13 protein-coding genes and 1 pseudogene are annotated in these 18,774 nt (G+C 51.8%); 9 read left to right on the top strand and 5 right to left on the bottom strand.

Annotation, left to right across the window (positions count from 1 at the left end):
- The coding region (locus tag CHL74_RS16025) for a hypothetical protein (protein ID WP_217901458.1) at positions 1-260 on the top strand (260 nt) is incomplete at its 5' end.
- Between the two features lie 204 nt (positions 261-464).
- Here the strand turns inward: CHL74_RS16025 and CHL74_RS16390 are convergent.
- The 3 genes and pseudogenes from CHL74_RS16390 to CHL74_RS13235 form a co-directional block, all read right to left on the bottom strand.
- Positions 465-896, bottom strand: a complete 432-nt coding sequence (locus CHL74_RS16390; protein WP_254923310.1) for a C-GCAxxG-C-C family protein — start codon at positions 894-896, stop codon at positions 465-467.
- Positions 897-1,028: 132 nt separating this feature from the next.
- A pseudogene (locus CHL74_RS16385) lies at positions 1,029-1,571 on the bottom strand (HAD family hydrolase); the annotation flags it as partial.
- Positions 1,572-1,693: 122 nt separating this feature from the next.
- A complete protein-coding gene (locus CHL74_RS13235; protein ID WP_094881682.1) occupies positions 1,694-3,130 on the bottom strand; it encodes an amidophosphoribosyltransferase in 1,437 nt (478 codons plus the stop codon).
- Between the two features lie 178 nt (positions 3,131-3,308).
- Between CHL74_RS13235 and CHL74_RS13230 the strand changes: the two genes are divergently transcribed.
- The 4 genes from CHL74_RS13230 (at position 3,309) to CHL74_RS13215 (ending at position 8,563) form a co-directional block, all read left to right on the top strand.
- Positions 3,309-4,178: an electron transfer flavoprotein subunit beta/FixA family protein gene (locus tag CHL74_RS13230; protein WP_094881681.1), complete on the top strand. Its 870-nt coding sequence runs from the start codon at positions 3,309-3,311 to the stop codon at positions 4,176-4,178.
- Positions 4,178-5,200, top strand: a complete 1,023-nt coding sequence (locus CHL74_RS13225; RefSeq protein WP_094881680.1) for an electron transfer flavoprotein subunit alpha/FixB family protein — start codon at positions 4,178-4,180, stop codon at positions 5,198-5,200. Before CHL74_RS13230 ends, CHL74_RS13225 begins: the two co-directional genes overlap by 1 nt.
- On the top strand, positions 5,200-6,906 hold the full coding sequence (locus tag CHL74_RS13220; RefSeq protein ID WP_094881679.1) for an acyl-CoA dehydrogenase family protein: 1,707 nt from the start codon (positions 5,200-5,202) through the stop codon (positions 6,904-6,906). Before CHL74_RS13225 ends, CHL74_RS13220 begins: the two co-directional genes overlap by 1 nt.
- A 124-nt stretch (positions 6,907-7,030) precedes the next feature.
- Entirely contained in the window at positions 7,031-8,563 is a 1,533-nt protein-coding gene (locus CHL74_RS13215; protein WP_094881678.1) for an arylsulfatase, read from the top strand.
- A 35-nt stretch (positions 8,564-8,598) separates the two neighbouring features.
- On the opposite strand, the gene CHL74_RS13210 is transcribed toward CHL74_RS13215, so the two are convergent.
- Positions 8,599-9,654 carry an asparaginase gene (locus CHL74_RS13210; RefSeq protein ID WP_094881685.1) on the bottom strand — a complete coding sequence of 352 codons (1,056 nt, stop codon included), beginning with the start codon at positions 9,652-9,654 and terminating at the stop codon, positions 8,599-8,601.
- A 394-nt stretch (positions 9,655-10,048) separates the two neighbouring features.
- Here CHL74_RS13210 and CHL74_RS13205 point away from each other — a divergent pair, with 394 nt between their 5' ends.
- The 4 genes from CHL74_RS13205 (at position 10,049) to carB (ending at position 17,300) form a co-directional block, all read left to right on the top strand.
- The gene (locus CHL74_RS13205; protein ID WP_094881677.1) at positions 10,049-10,849 is read left to right on the top strand and encodes a polysaccharide biosynthesis/export family protein; all 801 of its coding nucleotides are present in this window, start codon (positions 10,049-10,051) and stop codon (positions 10,847-10,849) included.
- A 113-nt stretch (positions 10,850-10,962) separates the two neighbouring features.
- Positions 10,963-12,840, top strand: coding sequence for an amidophosphoribosyltransferase (locus CHL74_RS13200; protein WP_094881676.1), 1,878 nt, complete (start codon positions 10,963-10,965; stop codon positions 12,838-12,840).
- Between the two features lie 126 nt (positions 12,841-12,966).
- Positions 12,967-14,043, top strand: a complete 1,077-nt coding sequence (carA, locus tag CHL74_RS13195) for a glutamine-hydrolyzing carbamoyl-phosphate synthase small subunit (protein WP_094881675.1) — start codon at positions 12,967-12,969, stop codon at positions 14,041-14,043.
- A gap of 32 nt (positions 14,044-14,075) precedes the next feature.
- A complete protein-coding gene (carB, locus tag CHL74_RS13190) occupies positions 14,076-17,300 on the top strand; it encodes a carbamoyl-phosphate synthase (glutamine-hydrolyzing) large subunit (RefSeq protein ID WP_094881674.1) in 3,225 nt (1,074 codons plus the stop codon).
- A 140-nt stretch (positions 17,301-17,440) separates the two neighbouring features.
- On the opposite strand, the gene CHL74_RS13185 is transcribed toward carB, so the two are convergent.
- Positions 17,441-18,532 (bottom strand): hypothetical protein, encoded by a 1,092-nt coding sequence (locus CHL74_RS13185; RefSeq protein WP_176452266.1) that lies wholly within the window; start codon positions 18,530-18,532, stop codon positions 17,441-17,443.
- Positions 18,533-18,774 lie beyond the last annotated feature (242 nt).

The following is an 18,774-nucleotide window of genomic DNA, read 5'->3' as shown; positions in this document are numbered from 1 at the left end:
GAAACAAGGCTGACACGGGATTCATTCCCTTCTCCATGGTCGCACCCTACGTGGGTGCGTGGATTGAAACGCTCGTCGGGTGCAGGGCTAACAAGTCTGTCGTAGTCGCACCCTACTTGGGTGCGTGGATTGAAACAAAGATGTTCGCATCATCCGACCTTGTGCCAGACGTCGCACCTTACGTGGGTGCGTGGATTGAAACTACTTCTTTGCTGTCAACTCTATACACCTCGTTTGTCGCACCCTACATGGGTGCGTGAATTGAAACGTATTCGCATAACCGAAACCCGCATTCGTACCATGTTTTACTAATAGTGACACATAGATTAAAACAATACAAACCAGAAATGTGTAAGCCACAAATGATATGTATTGGATCTTATCGTTGCTGTCTGTAATAATATAGAATTGCCTATAAAGAAAATTGCCATTAAGTTATACGATACTTAATGGCAATTTTTTTATCACTTGTCTGCTTTACGCATAAGGTAGCCGGCGAATATTCTGGCGGCACTCTCCACCTTGGCGGCGCAGGGACGCTTCTTGTAGTATTCGGCGGTGCGTGGTGAGGCGACGTAGGAAGAGTGGGCTTTCTCGTAACCGTTAAGTCCGAGAAGCTCGGCGCAGATGAGGGAGCCGTTCTGGGCTTCCGACTCATGGAGCAACTCCTGCACCACCTTATAACATGCCGACTTGCCCTCACGGTCAGCACCTTCCGTCTGACCGCAGTCGAGTCCGACGAGGGTGACGATGCCGGAGACGGCACCACACATCATACGCATACGTCCTACTCCACCTCCAAAGCCGGCTGCAATACGCTTGGCAAGCTGGTCGTCAACGCCATAGAGGTCGGCGAAAGCTGCCACTACTGACTGACAGCAACCGTAACCCTGCATGAAGAGGTCGACGGAGCGACGGACACGTTGCTCAAGTTCGGGGGAGAGAGCGGGAGCGGCATTGAGACTACCCTCACGGGCGAAGATGGCGCTAAGCTCGGCTTTATACTGCTGGCAGTCCTTGAAGACTATGCCGTGCATGCCGTAGGCTCTGGCTGCCTCGATGTTGTCCTCACGGTCGTCAGCGAAGACGCACTCCTCGGGGCGCAGGTGGAAGCGGCTGCAGAGGATGTCATAAATCTCGCGCTCGGGCTTGACGACGTGTTCCTCAGAAGAGATGACGCGTCCGTCGAGGAGGCTGAAGATGGGGAACTGCTGCATGGTCTGATGTACGCAGCTGCACCAGTTGGTGAGGCCGTAGAGACGATAGCCCTCTGCCTTGAGGCTGGTGAGGAGCTCGCGCATTCCGGGTATCTCGCCGAGGACGAACTCTGTATAGTGGGCGCCGAACTGCGCTATCTGATCCTTCCACTGCGGCATAGCCTCCTGCATGTCGGCTATAATCTGTGGGAAGGTGCGCGACTCGCGGTCGAGTCGCTCGTTCCACTTATCGTTCATGAGGTGGTCGTAGAACTGCTCTGACTCGGCGTGTGTGGCGAAGTACTTGTCGATGACCACGAAGTAGTCGTAATCGACAAGCACCTTGCCAAAATCGAATATCAAGTTCTTTATCATTTCTTCTTTTCTTTTAAAGCGGATTACTGCGTATAGCTAAATAATCACCCTAAAAACATATCTTCCTTCGGTATCAGGCTGCGCCTAATTAATAAATAAAAAATACCAATTAATAATTGTGTCTACTCGTCTGCCTGCTCCTCAAGTGTGTACTGGCTGGAACCGTCGAAGCAGTGGGTGCAGACCTGGCACTTGGGCAGTCCGATGGCAGCGATGAGCTGTTCGATGGTGTTGAACTTCAGAGAGGTGAGACCGAGCTGTGAGCGGATTTCGTCCACCATGCGGTTATACTGCGGAGAGCCGGTGGTGGCATACTTCTCGAGGTCCTTGTTGGCGTCGCCTTCGAACTTCTCGATGATGCGTCGTGTGATCAGCTCCATGTCGCTCTTCGAGGACGTGAATCCGATGAAGGGGCAGCTGTAGACGAGGGGCGGACAGGCAATGCGCATGTGGCATTCCTTGAGACCAGCCTGATCGAAGAGTACCTTGACGTTGTCGCGGAGCTGTGTGCCGCGGACGATGGAGTCGTCGCAGAAGAGGACACGCTTGCCGTTGAGCATCGCCTTGTTGGGAATGAGCTTCATCTTTGCCACAAGCGAACGCATCGACTGGTTGGCGGGGGTGAAGGAGCGCGGCCATGTGGGGGTGTACTTGGCTATGCAGCGCTGGTAAGGCACGCCCTTTCCGGCTGCATATCCCATAGCCATGCCGGTGCCTGAGTCGGGGATGCCCGAACAGCAGTCCACCTCCACGTCGTCAGTCTTGGCGAGATTAAATCCGTTTGTGAATCGTGCTTCCTCGACGTTCTTTCCTTCGTACGTGGATGTGGGGAATCCGTAATACACCCAGAGGAAGGAGCACACCTGCATCTTCTTGTTGGCAGGGCGCAGCTGTGTGAGGCTGTCGGCGGTGAGGCTGACAATTTCGCCGGGTCCGACGTTGTAGCACTCCTCGAAGTCGAGGTTAGGGAAAGAAGTGGATTCGCTTGAGGCGGCGTATGCACCGTCCTTCTTACCTATAATAATAGGTGTGCGTCCCCATGCGTCGCGGGCGCAGATAAGCGAGTCTTCGGTAAGAATCATCATGGTGCAGGAGCCCTTGATGGAGTGATAGACGTTCTCGATGCCTTCGCGGAAAGTCCTGCCTTGCGTAATGAGCAAGGCCACGAGCTCTGTCTGATTGGTGGAACTCTGCGAGAGTTCGGCGAAGTGCATGTTCTTGTCGAGCAGCTTCTGTGTAAGCTCCTCAATGTTGACAATCTTTGCCACCGTGCAGATGGCGAAGCGTCCAAGGTGCGAATTAAAGACGATGGGCTGTGCGTCGGTGTCGCTAATCACGCCGATGCCCGCCGTGCTGCCCTCAAATCTGTCGAGCGTAGACTCGAACTTGGTGCGGAAGTACGAGCTCTCCAGATTGTGGATGGAGCGTGTAAATCCTTTTTCCTTACTGTACATCGCCATACCGCCGCGGCGGGTTCCGAGATGTGAATTGTAGTCAGTTCCATAGAAAACGTCTGCCACGCAGCTTTTCTTGGAAATGGTGCCAAATATGCCTCCCATAAAAATCCTGATGTTAGAGTATCCAGTTTTTGAAAATAATGAGTGCAAAGTTAGTTATATTCCACGAAAAAAGTGGCATTGATGCTAAAAAAATCGGAAAAAGACACAACAATGTTAATTATAAGATGTATCTTTGCAGATAAAAAAGTCAAGAAAATTTCAAAATAATTTATATTATATGAGTTTGAAAATAGTTGTACTTGCCAAGCAAGTACCCGACACACGAAATGTCGGCAAGGACGCCATGACGGCGGAAGGTACCGTCAACCGCGCCGCTCTGCCGGCTATCTTCAATCCTGAAGACCTGAACGCTCTGGAGCAGGCTCTGCGCTTGAAAGAGCAGAACCCCGGCTCCACTGTAGGAGTATTGACAATGGGTCCTCCGCGTGCAGCCGAGGTGATTCGCCAAGGCCTTTACCGCGGTGCCGATACGGGATGGCTACTGACCGACCGCCTCTTCGCAGGCGCTGACACCCTCGCCACTTCTTACGCCCTTGCCACCGCCATCAAGAAGATCGGCGACGTGGACGTTGTTATCGGCGGACGCCAGGCCATCGACGGCGACACGGCACAGGTGGGACCGCAGGTGGCTCAGAAGCTGGGCCTCTCGCAGGTGACATACGCCGAGGAAATCCTCAAGTGTGAGGACGGCAAGCTGACCATACGCCGCCATATCGACGGTGGCGTGGAGACCGTAGAGGCTCCGATGCCGCTCGTGGTGACCGTAACCGGTTCGGCTGCTCCCTGCCGCCCTGCCAACGCCAAGCTTGTGATGAAATACAAGCGTGCCACAGCTCCTATGGAGCGCCAGCCCGAAGCAAAATATAACTACCTGTACGAGGAGCGTCCTTACCTCACTCTCAACCAGTGGACAGTGGCTGACGTGGACGGCGACCCGCAGCAGTGTGGTCTGAGCGGCTCGCCCACGAAGGTGAAGGCCGTGAAGAACATCGTCTTCCAGGCTAAGGAGAGCAAGACTCTCACCGGCAGCGACACCGACATCGAGGGCTTGATAAAGGAATTGTTGGACGAAAAGATTATTGGATAATGAATAACGTATTTGTATATTGTGAGATAGAAGGCACACAGGTGCAGGAGGTTTCGCAGGAGCTCCTTACCAAGGGCCGCAAACTCGCCAACCAGCTCGGTGTGGACCTCAACGCCATCGTGGCAGGTACTGGCATCAAGGGCAAGGTGGAGGACCAGATTCTGCATTACGGCGTGGACAAGCTCTTTGTCTTCGACGCCGAGGGACTTTTCCCCTACACATCTGCTCCGCATACTGACATCCTCGTAAACCTCTTCAAGGAGGAGCAGCCGCAGATAGCCCTCATGGGCGCTACGGTTATAGGTCGTGACCTCGGTCCGCGCGTATCGTCATCATTGACAAGCGGTCTGACAGCTGACTGCACAGAGCTGGAGATCGGCGACTATGACGACAAGAAGACCGGCACTCACTACGACAACCTGCTATATCAGATCCGTCCGGCATTCGGCGGCAACATCGTTGCCACCATCGTCAACCCTGACCACCGTCCGCAGATGGCTACTGTACGTAGCGGCGTGATGCAGAAGGCTCTCTATGAGGGCAAGGCAAAGGGCGAAGTGGAATACATGGACGTGGCTAAGTATGTGCCCACCGCTGACTACGTGGTGAAGGTGCTCGACCGTCACGTGGAGGCTGCCAAGCACAACCTCAAGGGTGCTGCCATCGTAGTGGCAGGCGGTTACGGCGTAGGATCGAAGGAGAACTTCGAGATGCTGTTCCAGCTTGCCAAGGAGCTTCACGGCGAGGTGGGCGCAAGCCGTGCCGCTGTGGACGCAGGATGGTGCGACCATGACCGTCAGATCGGTCAGACCGGCGTAACCGTCCACCCGAAGGTGTACATCGCATGCGGTATCTCAGGACAGATTCAGCACATCGCCGGCATGCAGGACTCAGGCATCATCATCTCCGTAAACAACGACCCGGACGCACCAATCAACAAGATTGCCGACTACGTGATTACAGGCACAGTGGAAGAGGTGCTTCCGAAACTCATCAAGTACTATAAAGCGAATAATAAGTAATGGCTAACTATTATACCGACCATCCGGAGTACGATTTCTATCTTAATCATCCGGAAATGCAGCGCGTCGTTGAGCTGAAGGAGCGCAACTTCGCCGACAAGGACAAATATGAGGATGCGCCCGTGGACTTCGAGGACGCTATCGAGAACTATAAGCGAGTGCTCGAAATCACCGGTGACATCGCCGCCAACATCATCGAGCCTAACTCTGAGGACGTGGACCTCGAGGGACCGCACCTCGTGGACGGACGTATGCACTATGCATCGAAGACCTACGAGAACATCGAGGCTACACGCCAGGCCGGACTCTGGGGCATCTCTATGCCGCGCCGCTACAACGGCCTCAACATGCCTATCACTCCTTACTCAATGGCTTCGGAGATTGTTTCGGCTGCCGACGCTGGTTTCCAGAACATCTGGTCACTCCAGGACTGCATCGAGACTCTCTATGAGTTTGGTTCTGAGGAGCAGCGCCAGAAGTATATTCCCCGTGTCTGCGCTGGCGAGACCATGTCAATGGACCTCACTGAGCCGGACGCTGGTTCTGACCTCCAGCGCGTCATGCTCAAGGCCACACAGGACGAGGACGGCACATGGCGTCTGAACGGCGTGAAGCGATTCATCACCAACGGCGATTCTGACATCCACCTCGTACTCGCACGTTCTGAGGAGGGCACACGCGATGGACGCGGTCTGTCAATGTTTATCTATGACAAGCGCGACGGCGGCGTGACAGTACGCCACATCGAGCACAAGCTCGGTATCCACGGTTCGCCCACTTGCGAGCTCGTATACAAGAACGCCAAGGCAGAGCTTTGCGGTTCGACACGTCTCGGACTTATCAAGTACGTAATGGCTCTTATGAACGGTGCACGTCTGGGTATTGCCGCTCAGTCTGTAGGCGTAAGCCAGGCTGCTTACGCCGAGGCTCTGAAGTATGCCCGTGAGCGCAAGCAGTTCGACACAGAGATTGTTAAGTTCCCTGCTGTTTACGACATGATTGCACGTATAAAGGCAAAGCTCGACGCCGGCAGATCTATCCTTTATCAGACAGCACGCTACGTGGACATCTATAAGGCTCTGGAGGATATCTCACGCGAGCGCAAGCTCACAGCTGAGGAGCGTCAGGAGTTGAAGAAATACTCTCGCCTTGCCGATGCATTCACACCGCTGGCTAAGGGTATGAACTCAGAGTATGCCAACCAGAACACTTACGACGCCATCCAGGTGCACGGCGGTTCAGGATTCATCATGGAGTATAAGAGCCAGCGCCTCTATCGCGACGCCCGCATCTTCTCTATCTATGAGGGAACCACACAGCTGCAGGTTGTGGCTGCCATCCGCTACATCTCTAACGGCACTTACCTCAGCATCATCAAGGAGATGCTTGAGAAGGAAGTGGCAGAGGAGCTGAAGCCGCTGAAGGCTCGCGTAGTGGAGATGGTGAAGCTGTACGAGCAGGCTATGGAGTACGTGAAGGAGGCTCAGGACCAGGAGACACACGACTTCCTCGCACGCCGCCTCTACAACATGACCGGCGACATCATCATGTCGCTGCTCATCCTCGAGGACGCCACACGTTCTGCAGAGCTTTTCGCAAAGAGCGCCAATGTATACGTGCGCATGGCTCAGGCCAACGTCATCGGCGAGCACGCTTACATCACCAACTTCACCAAGGAGGATCTTCCGAACTTCCGCGCTGAGTAAGGTAGAATGACTGTAAAGAACAAATAAATATAATAAGGAGGCTATGCGCGACAAAATCGACATAGTCTCCTTTTATTATATATTACTCAAGTTTAGACGACGAAATCTAAAACAAGAAAAACTAATGAAAACAAACAAATCACTCTTGGCGGCGCTGCCTCTCGTAGTGGCTCCGTTATACGCTTACGGCAAGGCACACAAGACGCAGGCTCCAAACATCATCTTCATCCTGTGCGACGACATGGGATATGGCGACCTCGCCTGCTACGGACAACCTTATATCTCAACTCCCAACATCGACCGCATGGCGGCAGAGGGCATGCGCTTCACTCAGGCATACGCCGGTTCGCCGGTGTCGGCACCTTCACGCGCCACTCTAATGACGGGACAGCATTCGGGACATACACACGTAAGAGGCAACAAGGAATACTGGTCGGCTGAACATACCGTAAAGTACGGCAATAACACAGACTTTGCCGTAGTGGGTCAGGAACCTTACGACCCGGCTCACAAGATTCTACCCGAGATGCTCAAGGACCGAGGTTATCGCACCGGAGTGTTCGGCAAATGGGCGGGAGGCTACGAAGGTTCGGCATCTACACCCGACAAGCGCGGCATCGACGAGTTCTATGGTTATATCTGCCAATTCCAAGCCCACCTTTATTATCCCAACTTTCTCAACCGCTTCTCACGATCGGCTGGCGACACAGCCGTGGTGCGTGAAGTGCTCGAGGACAACATCAAGTATCCGATGTTCGGTCCCGACTACTTTAAGCGTCCTCAATACTCGGCACGCATTATCCATGACAAGGCTCTGGAATGGATAGACAGTCAGGATGCCAGCCATCCGTTCGTAGGCTTCTTCACATACACTCTGCCTCACGCCGAACTTGCTCAGCCCGACGACGAGATATTGGTGGGATATAAGAAGAAGTTCTTTGTGGACAAGACTTGGGGAGGTCAGGAAGGTTCGCGCTATAATCCTGTGGAGCACACACATGCTCACTTTGCAGGAATGATAACCCGTCTGGACAGCTACGTTGGAGAAGTGTTCGCCAAGTTGCGCGAGAAAGGACTCGACAAGAACACCATCGTGATATTCACATCAGACAACGGTCCTCATGAGGAAGGCGGTGCCGACCCTGAATATTTCGGACGCGACGGCAAGCTGAGAGGTCTGAAACGCCAGTGCTACGAGGGTGGCATACGCATCCCGTTCATAGCATGGTGGCCGGAACATATCAAGGCGGGAAGCGTCAGCGATCTTCAGTTTGCCTTCTACGACCTCATGCCTACGTTCTGCGACCTCGCTGGCGTGAAGGATTTCCGCCGCCGTTACACCAACAAGCAATTGCCTGGCGACGGCTTTGACGGCATCAGCATCGCCCCCACCCTTTTGGGCAACGATGACAAGCAGCATAAGCATGACCATCTGTACTGGGAATTTCACGAGACAGACCAGATTGGCGTGCGTCGTGGCGATTGGAAGTTAGTGGTGGTGGAGGGAGAGCCACGCCTCTACAATCTCGCCAACGACATACACGAGGACAACGATTTGGCAGCTGTGCATCCGGAGATTGTCCGCGAACTGGTGGACATTATAAAGAAAGAGCATCGTGACAACCCGATGTTCGAGGTCACGATGCCCAAATTTTAAATTTCGTAAATGAGAGCTAAAGCCATTTCAGAGCTTTAGCCTCTTGTTATTTCGCCGCAGATACTGCGGTCCATAAGGCTGCGTATGGTATGGCAGTCCTTGTATTTGGCCTGCAGGAACATCAATTTTGTGACGGCACTCTCCACGGTGCTGTCATAACCGCTCACGACGCCGGCTTCCTTAAGATGGAAGCTGGCTTCGTAACGTCCCATCTTTACGCTGCCAGCCACACACTGACTGATATTAACGATTGTCACACCGCGCATCGTGGCTTCCTTGAGAAGCTGGATGAGCCACGGCTTCTGAGGAGCATTGCCGCTGCCGTAACTGCGGAGGACGATGCCACGCAAGTCGGGCACATCGAGGAAGTGGCGCACCACGTTCTGCTGGATGCCCGGGAAGAGCGAGAACACCACAACATTTGGATCTAAAGCCGTATGAGGAATCATCGGACGCGAATAGTCGGGCTTGAGGATGTAGTGAGGATGGAAGTTGAACTCGATGCCAGCGTCGCACAACAACGGATAGTTGAACGAATTGAAGGCATTGAATCCGTCTGCATTCTCCTTCGTACTACGGTTGCCGCGAATAAGCTTTCCGCTGAAATAGATGCAGACCTCCGGAACCATCGGATGTCCCTCTTCGTCACATGCCGAAGCAAGCTCTATACTTGTGACAAGATTCTCCTTACCGTCGGTGCGCAACTGACCAATCGGCAACTGCGATCCTGTAAGAATGACCGGCTTGGTAAGGTTCTCAAGCATAAACGACAAGGCACTCGCCGTGTAAGCCATGGTGTCTGTGCCATGAAGGATGACGAAGCCGTCATAACTGTCATAATTGTCTGCAATGATGCGCACAAGCTGCGCCCACCTCCTGAGCGACATGTCAGACGAGTCGATAGGCGGTGTGAACTGATAAGTGTCTATGTCAGTCTGCAAGTAAGCGAATTCTGGCAGATTGGCAATCAGGTGTTCAAAGTTAAGAGGCTCAAGCGCTCCTGTCTGCACATTGCGCCCCATTCCTATAGTACCGCCGGTATAGATAAGCAGCACTTTGTTGACGCGTGTATTTGCTCTGTCGTTGTTCATCATTGTACTTTTTAAGGGGATTTATTTTTAATGACCTTTGCAAAATTAATATAAAATTATGATATTCCAAGTTGTTTTGCCAAGCTTTTTAAGCACGAAACGTATGTATTTACAATATTTCACTGAAAACCCCTAAAAAATACGAAATTATAGCTCATCAGCGACATTTTGCCACGTAAAACATCGAATAGAAAGTAGCGGAAAAGCTTCACGCTTTCATTTTGACAGTCGACAAAGCATCCAAACCTGACAATATAAATATATGAAACATTCGTATAAGACACCTTCAAAACATCTCAAATAAAATAAATCGACAAAAAACTTTGTAGAGTCTGAAATAAGTAGTATTTTTGCACCAAAATTCGTATACGATATAATTGCATCGCAGATTTTTATGAAGAAATTATTTATTCCAATTGTTATTATGACGATTGTTTTGCTGCTCAACGCTTGTTCGTCAGCAAAGCAGATCACCTATTTCCAGAACATTGATTCCATTAGTTTGGCAGCATCCAAAGGACTCTTCGACGCCCGCATTATGCCGAAGGACCAGCTGACCATCACCGTCGTTGCTTCCGACCCGTCAACATCCAAACCGTTCAACCTCTCTATTCAGAGTACGCTCAGCGCTGACGGACGTCTTAACTCCTCCACAGGCACACTTCTGCCGTATCTGGTGGACAATAACGGTGATATAGACTTCCCCGTAGTCGGCACCATCCACGTTGCCGGACTCACCAAGGACCAGTGTGAGGAACTCATCAAGGAAAAGGTTAAGCCTTATCTCTCCGAATCAGAAAATCCCGTTGTGACGGTTTCAATGTCGAGCTACCGTGTTACGGTTGCCGGTGAAGTGACATCGCCTAGGGTGGTGCCGGTTACCACAGAGAAGATGAGCGTGCTTGAGGCCCTTGCCCAAGCAGGCGACCTCTCCATTTACGGACGTCGTGACAACGTGCTTCTCATCCGCGAGAACGCCGACGGTCAGAAGGAGGCTCACCGCCTCAACCTCAATGATGCCAATATCATCAACTCTCCGTATTATTACGTGCAGCAGAACGACTACATATATGTGGAGCCGAACAAGGTGAAGGCCAAGAACTCCGCTATCGGTCAATCTACGACGTTGTGGTTCTCATTCGTGAGCATCTTGACGTCTGTAGCCTCTTTGGTTGTTAATATTATCAGAAATTAGTGCCCCGCGGCACTCCATAAAGCGTTGGGTAAAGAACCTGACGCTTAATTTTTATTCGTATACAAGCGTTAAGGCAAACAAATTGCCAATAAAAACAAAAAATAACAATAATCGTGGAACCATTAAAGCATGAGTGTGGCGTAGCAATGATCAGATTGCTGAAGCCGCTGGAATACTACCAAGAGAAGTACGGAACATGGATGTTCGGACTGAACAAGCTGTATCTTATGATGGAGAAACAGCACAATCGCGGACAGGAAGGTGCCGGTATGTCGTGCGTGAAGCTCGACGGACAGCCAGGATCAGAATATATGTTCCGAGAACGAGCCGAAGGCAAAGATGCCATAACCGAAATATTCGGACGTGTACAGAAAGAGTATGCCAGCCTATCACCCGAATTGCTTGCAGACGCCGACTTCGCCAAGGAGCACCTGCCTTTCGCCGGCGAACTGTATATGGGACACCTGCGATATTCCACGACGGGAAAGAAGGGACTGTCATACGTCCATCCATTCCTGCGCCGCAACAACTGGCAGGCCAAGAACATCTGCATCTGCGGCAACTTCAACATGACCAATATCGACGAGATATTCCAGAAGATGCTCACACGAGGCATGTTCCCGAGAATCTACAGCGACGGATATACACTCCTCGAACTGATGGGACACCGTCTTGACCGTGAGGCTGAGCGAAACTTCGTAGAGGCAAAGGCGCAAGGACTGGACGGCATGGAGCTTACACATTATATAGATGAGCACATGAACATGGCCAACGTCCTGAAGACATCCATGCCCGACTTCGACGGCGGATACGTGATGTGCGGACTGACCGGTTCAGGCGAGATGTTCTCCATGCGCGACCCCTGGGGCATCCGTCCTGCGTTCTATTACGCCAATGACGAGTTTGTGGCTGTGGCGTCAGAACGCCCCGTACTGCAGACCACGTTCGACCTCGAGTGTGAGGACATCCAGGAGCTGCAACCAGGCAACGCACTCCTCGTAAACAGACGCGGAGAGATGCGCATCGAAGAGATTCTGAAGCAGCGCGGCGACTCGGCTTGCTCGTTCGAGCGCATTTACTTCAGCCGCGGATCAGACCGCGACATCTACAAAGAGCGCAAGCGTCTGGGCGAACTGCTCGTACCACAGATTCTGAAGGCAGTGGACGACGACATCGAACACACCGTCTTCTCGTTCATACCGAACACAGCGGAGGTGGCATACTACGGCATGCTCTCCGGATTCAAGAAATACATCAACGAGCTGAAGGTAAAGAAAATACAACAGCTCGACCATACTCCTACCGACGAAGAGCTGCACGCCATCCTTGACACATACGTGCGTTCTGAGAAAGTGGCAATAAAGGACATCAAGCTGCGAACCTTCATCACCGAAGGCAATTCGCGCAAGGACCTCGCTTCACACGTATATGACATCACATACGGATGCATCGAGCCTTACGTTGACAACCTCGTAGTGATTGACGACTCGATTGTACGCGGAACCACTCTTAAGGAGAGCATCCTGCGTATCCTCGATCGCCTGCACCCGAAGAAGATCGTAATAGTTTCGTCGGCACCGCAGATTCGCTATCCTGACTATTACGGCATCGACATGCCCCGTCTGGAGGAGTTCTGCGTGTTCCGTGCTACGATGGAGCTGATAAAGGAGCGTGGCATGCAGGATCTGATGAAGAGAGTTTACGACTCGTGCAAGCTGGAGCTTCTTAAGCCGAAGGAGATGATGCGCAACTGCGTACGCGACGTCTACAAGCCGTTCAGCATTGACGAGATAAACAAGAAGATTGTGGAAATGCTGCGTCCTGAGGAGCTGGAGACACCCGTAGAACTCGTCTATCAGTCTATAGACGGACTGCACGAAGCCATCCCCGACCACAAGGGCGACTGGTATTTCACGGGCAAGTATCCCACACCGGGCGGCACAAAGCTCTGCAATCAGGCATTCGTCAACTACATGGAAAAGCAGATGTAAGCGCAAGCTGCATACATACAACATCACGAGAGAGTGTGTTATTCAGAGGATAACACGCTCTCTTAGTGCGAAAAGACAAATTGAGAAATCAAGAATTTTATTGAATAAATAATCGAAGATATAAGTATGAGAAACGTAACTTTAGTATTGGAAGACGGAACCAAGTTCCATGGTAAGTCATTCGGTTATGAAGCACCGGTGGCTGGAGAGGTCGTTTTCAACACAGCGATGATGGGTTACCCCGAGTCGCTTACCGACCCTTCTTATGCCGGACAGCTTATGACACTGACGTATCCGCTGGTAGGCAACTATGGCGTGCCGCCGTTCACGACAGAAGCAAACGGACTGCCCACGTTCATGGAGAGTGACAAAATCTACGCTTCAGCCATCATCGTGGCTGACTACAGCGAACAGTATAGCCACTGGAATGCTGTGGAGAGCCTCGCCGACTGGCTCAAGAGAGAGAAGGTGCCCGGAATTACCGGCATCGACACCCGCGAGCTTACAAAGGTGCTGCGTGAGCATGGCGTGATGATGGGCAAGATTCTCTTCGACGATGAGCCTGAGAACGTGCCGACTGCCGAGTATGCTGGAGTTAATTTCGTGGACAAGGTGAGCTGCAAGGAAATCATCCGTTACAACGAGGGAGCCGAGAAGAAGGTAGTGCTCGTCGACTGCGGCGTGAAGGCAAACATCATCCGCTGCCTCATCAACCGCGGCTGCGAGGTAATCCGTGTGCCCTGGAACTACGACTACACCGACATGGAGTTTGACGGTCTGTTCCTTGCCAACGGTCCTGGCGACCCTGACATGTGCGAGGACGCAGTTAAGATTATCCAGAAGCAGATGAGCCTTTCGGACAAGCCTATCTGCGGTATCTGTATGGGCAACCAGCTGCTCGCAAAGGCTGCAGGCGCTCACATCTACAAGCTCAAGTATGGTCACCGTTCACACAACCAGCCGGTACGCATGGTTGGCACAGAAAAGTGCTTCGTAACATCGCAGAACCACGGCTACGCTGTAGACGCAAAGACACTCGGCAAGGATTGGGAAGAGCTGTTCGTTAACATGAACGACGGATCTAACGAAGGCATCCGTCACAAGACCAAGCCTTGGTTCTCAAGCCAGTTCCACCCTGAGGCATGCTCAGGTCCGGTTGACACAGAGTTCATGTTCGACAAGTTCGTAGAAGCGTTGAAGTAAAAGCCCCTAATCAATTTAAACACTTAGAATAAATGAAAGACGAAAATATAAAGAAAGTATTGTTGCTCGGTTCGGGTGCCTTGAAGATTGGCGAAGCGGGCGAGTTCGACTATTCTGGCTCTCAGGCTTTGAAGGCTTTGCGTGAAGAGGGTGTGCAGACTGTGCTCATCAATCCTAACATCGCCACCGTACAGACCTCAGAGGGTGTTGCCGATCAGATTTATTTCCTTCCCGTTCAGCCTTACTTCGTAGAGGAGGTTATCAAGAAGGAGCGTCCCGACGGCATCCTGCTCTCATTCGGCGGTCAGACCGCACTCAACTGTGGTGTGGAGCTTTATCGTCAGGGCATCCTTGAGAAGTATAACGTAAAGGTGCTCGGTACTCCCGTACAGGCCATCATGGACACAGAGGACCGCGAGCTCTTCGTTCAGAAGCTCGACGAGATTAACGTCAAGACTATCAAGAGCGAGGCTTGCGAGACAATAGAACAGACACGTAAGGCTGCTGCCGAACTGGGTTATCCTGTCATCATCCGTGCCGCTTACGCACTTGGCGGACTCGGATCTGGCTTTGCCGACAACGAGGAAGAGCTCAACAAGCTCGCAGAGAAGGCATTCTCATTCTCTCCGCAGGTATTGGTGGAGAAGAGCTTGAAGGGCTGGAAGGAGATAGAGTACGAGGTGGTTCGCGACCGCTACGACAACTGTATCACCGTCTGCAACATGGAGAACTTCGACCCTCTGGGCATCCACACCGGCGAGTCAATCGTTATCGCTCCGTCACAGACTCTCACCAACTCTGAGTATCACAAGCTCCGTGCCCTCGCCATCAAGATCATCCGTCACATCGGCATCGTAGGTGAGTGTAACGTGCAGTACGCCTTCGACCCGAAGTCTGAGGACTATCGCGTTATCGAGGTGAACGCTCGTCTGAGCCGTTCATCAGCCCTCGCTTCCAAGGCCACCGGTTATCCACTCGCCTTCGTAGCTGCCAAGCTCGGTATGGGTTATGGCTTGTTTGAGTTGAAGAACTCCGTAACCAAGACCACCAGCGCTTTCTTCGAGCCCGCTCTCGACTACGTAGTCTGCAAGATTCCGCGTTGGGACCTTTCTAAGTTCCGCGGCGTAGACAAGGAGCTTGGATCTTCAATGAAGTCTGTAGGTGAGGTTATGGCCATCGGCCGCAACTTCGAGGAAGCCATCCAGAAGGGTCTGCGTATGATCGGTCAGGGCATGCACGGCTTCGTTGAGAACAAGGAGCTTGAGATTGCGGACATCGACGCTGCTCTGCGCGAGCCGACTGACAAGCGTGTCTTCGTTATCTCGAAGGCTATGCACAAGGGATACACCGTTGATCAGATTCATGATCTGACCAAGATTGACAAGTGGTTCCTCGAGAAGCTGAAGCACATCATCGACATCGACGAGGCTATGAAGAAGTGCAACATCAACACTCTCGACCGCGAACTCCTCCGCACAGCAAAGGTATACGGTTTCACCGACTTCCAGATTGCACGTGCCGTAGGCCTGGAGGACGAGCTTAAGTCAATGCGTAAGGCTTCGCTCGTGGTTCGTACACGTCGTAAGAATTATGGCATTCTTCCTGTAGTCAAGCAGATTGACACTCTTGCCGCTGAGTATCCGGCACAGACCAACTATCTCTACGTTACATACGCCGGCGTGAAGAGCGACATCACATACGAGAACGACAAGCGTTCTATCATCGTTCTCGGTTCTGGCGCTTACCGTATCGGTTCTTCTGTAGAGTTCGACTGGTGTGGCGTTCAGGCGCTCAACACCATCCGCAAGGAGGGCTACCGTTCGGTTATGATCAACTATAACCCCGAGACCGTATCTACTGACTACGATATGTGTGACCGTCTCTACTTCGACGAGCTTACATTCGAGCGCGTGATGGACATCATCGACCTCGAGACACCTCACGGCGTTATCGTATCTACCGGTGGTCAGATTCCTAACAACCTTGCCATGCTCCTCGACGAGCAGCACGTGCCCATCCTCGGCACCAAGGCTCAGGACATCGACAACGCTGAGGACCGCGCCAAGTTCTCGCAGATGCTTACCAACAACGGCATCAACCAGCCGGAGTGGAGCGCACTTACAAGCATGGAGGACATCGACCACTTCATCGACCGTGTAGGCTTCCCCGTACTCGTACGTCCTTCTTACGTACTCTCCGGTGCTGCCATGAACGTATGCTCTAACGAGGACGAGCTGAAGCGATTCCTCCAGTTGGCTGCCAACGTCAGCGAGGACCATCCGGTCGTTGTGAGCAAGTTCATCGAGCACGCCAAGGAGATTGAGATGGACGCCGTGGCTAAGAACGGTGAGGTTATCGCCTACGCCATCTCTGAGCACATCGAGTTTGCCGGTGTCCACTCAGGTGACGCCACCATCCAGTTCCCGCCGCAGAAGCTCTACGTCGAGACCGTTCGTCGCTGTAAGCGTGTAGGTCGTCAGATTGCCAAGGAGCTCCACATCAACGGTCCGTTCAACATCCAGTTCATGGCACGTGACAACGACATCCTCGTTATCGAGTGTAACCTCCGCGCCTCACGTTCGTTCCCGTTCGTAAGCAAGGTTCTGAAGATCAATCTTATCGAGCTTGCCACACGCGTAATGCTCGGTCTGCCGGTTGAGAAGCCTAACAAGAACCTCTTCGATCTCGACTACGTAGGTATCAAGGCATCACAGTTCTCGTTCAACCGTCTGCAGAAGGCCGACCCAGTGCTCGGCGTAGACATGAGCTCTACCGGTGAGGTGGGTTGTCTGGGCGACGACACCAACACAGCATTGCTGAAGAGTATGCTCTCTGTAGGCCACCGCATCCCGAAGAAGAACATCCTTCTCTCAACGGGTGGTGCAAAGCAGAAGGTGGAAATGCTCGACGCTGCCAAGATGCTCATCGACAATGGCTACAAACTCTATGCTACAGCCGGAACCAGCAAGTTCCTTACCGAGAACGGCATCGAGAACACCCACGTGCTCTGGCCTTCTGAGGAGGGTGACGAGCCTAAGGCTCTCGACCTGTTGCACAACCATACCATCGATATGGTGGTCAACATCCCGAAGAACCTCACAAGTTCAGAGCTCAGCAACGGCTACAAGATTCGCCGTGCCGCCATCGACCTTAACGTGCCTCTTATCACCAACGCCCGCCTCGCAAGTGCGTTCATCTATGCATTCTGCACAACGAAGCTTAAAGATATCGGCATCAAGGCTTGGAACGAATACTAATCTTCGAGTTGAGAATTAATAATTGAGAGTTGAGGGTTATTAAATCCCAACTCTCAATAACATAAAAACGACAATAGAGACAATGACTGACAACCGCTATTGAGTTGTCTACATTGTCTCTATTGTCGTTTTTTGTATTTTTATTTGATAATGCCATTATCCGTGTCGCGCAGGTTAATTCTCTTTTCTGCTGACTTATGCTTGCTACCTCGGCTTAGTCGCCAGGATAGGTTCAGGGATATTTGGTTGCCGTTGCCTTTGGAATAGCCGACGGTATGCTTATATATGTCACGGTTGAGCAATTCGTTTTCGTATGCCTTGTAGTTGTTGTCGAAGGGATTAGCCCAGGATAATGCAAACTGCCAGTCGCGCCATACGTAGGATGCCTTCAGAACTGAGTAAGCTCCGTTGTAGCCCTTCGATTCGCCTTCCAAGAATCTGCTGCCGTTATCTATGTATCCTTGCAACGTGAAATTACCGAGATAAGCCGTGACGCTACCTGCATAATACCATGAGGTGTAACAATGCGTATAGTCGTTACCGAAATTGAAGCATCTGTACAGACCTCCATTGGCGGCAATCTGAAGTTTCTCTGGCAAGAGCCAATATCCTGCGTATGCCATGACATCCAATACGTCAATCTCCTTTTGGTTCACCTGCGTATATATGAATTGATTGTCGTCTCTCCGTTCATAGTGAGCCATGTTCGGCTTCAGGCATTGCTTGAAGTAAGCGTCAAAGAAGGTCTGCAAGCGGTTGTTGTTGTATGAAAGCTGCAGTCGGTGCTCCATGTCACGTGAAGGTTTCAGGTCGGGATTGCCTAAAGTCCATTCCATGCTATTTGTGCGAACCATAGCATCGCTCGTCATGGCAATGCGGGATATCCGGTCCTGCATCTGATAAGTATAGCTCAACTGCATGCCGTTATTGATCTGATAAGTCAGCGATGCCTTTGGGTGGAAAGTCCAGAAGTTATATCTATGACCGTTCTGAATATAATGGATATAACTTGCGCCAGTTCCCAATGAATAGCTCAACGGTCTGAGCATACCCTTTATTTCGGCAAAGGCATACATGCGGTTGTTGTCCGTATTGGTCAAGGACGAAGCGTCACCCGAATAGTCGTTCTTTGTATGTTTATAGCTGTAGTTAAAGCCAGCTGAAAGCGTAAATGGCTTTAAGCGGTTCTCGTATATAACCTCAGTAAGCAGTGAAGCCGTCTTGCCGTCCACATCATATTTATAAGGAGCGCCCTCGTCATAATAACTGCTGGTCTGCGTGGAGATGTAAGTTCCGACAGCATTGGCTGTAACTGACTGACGTGCGGTAAGCTGACGGAAGAAGTAGGGGTCAGCGGAAAAGTACTGGGGGTGTTTTTTATTTCATAGTATTTTGTATCTTTGCATTATGAACATGCTTGAACAATTAGCCCGTCTAGTTCTTCCCAAAGAAATACTAGACAATTTCGATATCG

The sequence above is a fragment of the Prevotella sp. 885 genome (assembly GCF_002265625.1).
Taxonomy (GTDB): domain Bacteria; phylum Bacteroidota; class Bacteroidia; order Bacteroidales; family Bacteroidaceae; genus Prevotella.
Note: the sequence above shows the minus strand (reverse complement) of the source record. Positions and strands in the feature narration are given on the sequence as shown.

Bases quoted from the DNA above. Each gene is read 5' to 3' on its own strand.
- CHL74_RS16390 (WP_254923310.1), bottom strand. From the start codon at position 896: ATGCAGGGTTACGGTTGCTGTCAGTCAGTAGTGGCAGCTTTCGCCGAC.
- CHL74_RS13235 (WP_094881682.1), bottom strand. From the start codon at position 3,130: ATGGGAGGCATATTTGGCACCATTTCCAAGAAAAGCTGCGTGGCAGAC.
- CHL74_RS13230 (WP_094881681.1), top strand. From the start codon at position 3,309: ATGAGTTTGAAAATAGTTGTACTTGCCAAGCAAGTACCCGACACACGA.
- CHL74_RS13225 (WP_094881680.1), top strand. From the start codon at position 4,178: ATGAATAACGTATTTGTATATTGTGAGATAGAAGGCACACAGGTGCAG.
- CHL74_RS13220 (WP_094881679.1), top strand. From the start codon at position 5,200: ATGGCTAACTATTATACCGACCATCCGGAGTACGATTTCTATCTTAAT.
- CHL74_RS13215 (WP_094881678.1), top strand. From the start codon at position 7,031: ATGAAAACAAACAAATCACTCTTGGCGGCGCTGCCTCTCGTAGTGGCT.
- CHL74_RS13210 (WP_094881685.1), bottom strand. From the start codon at position 9,654: ATGAACAACGACAGAGCAAATACACGCGTCAACAAAGTGCTGCTTATC.
- CHL74_RS13205 (WP_094881677.1), top strand. From the start codon at position 10,049: ATGAAGAAATTATTTATTCCAATTGTTATTATGACGATTGTTTTGCTG.
- carA (WP_094881675.1), top strand. From the start codon at position 12,967: ATGAGAAACGTAACTTTAGTATTGGAAGACGGAACCAAGTTCCATGGT.
- carB (WP_094881674.1), top strand. From the start codon at position 14,076: ATGAAAGACGAAAATATAAAGAAAGTATTGTTGCTCGGTTCGGGTGCC.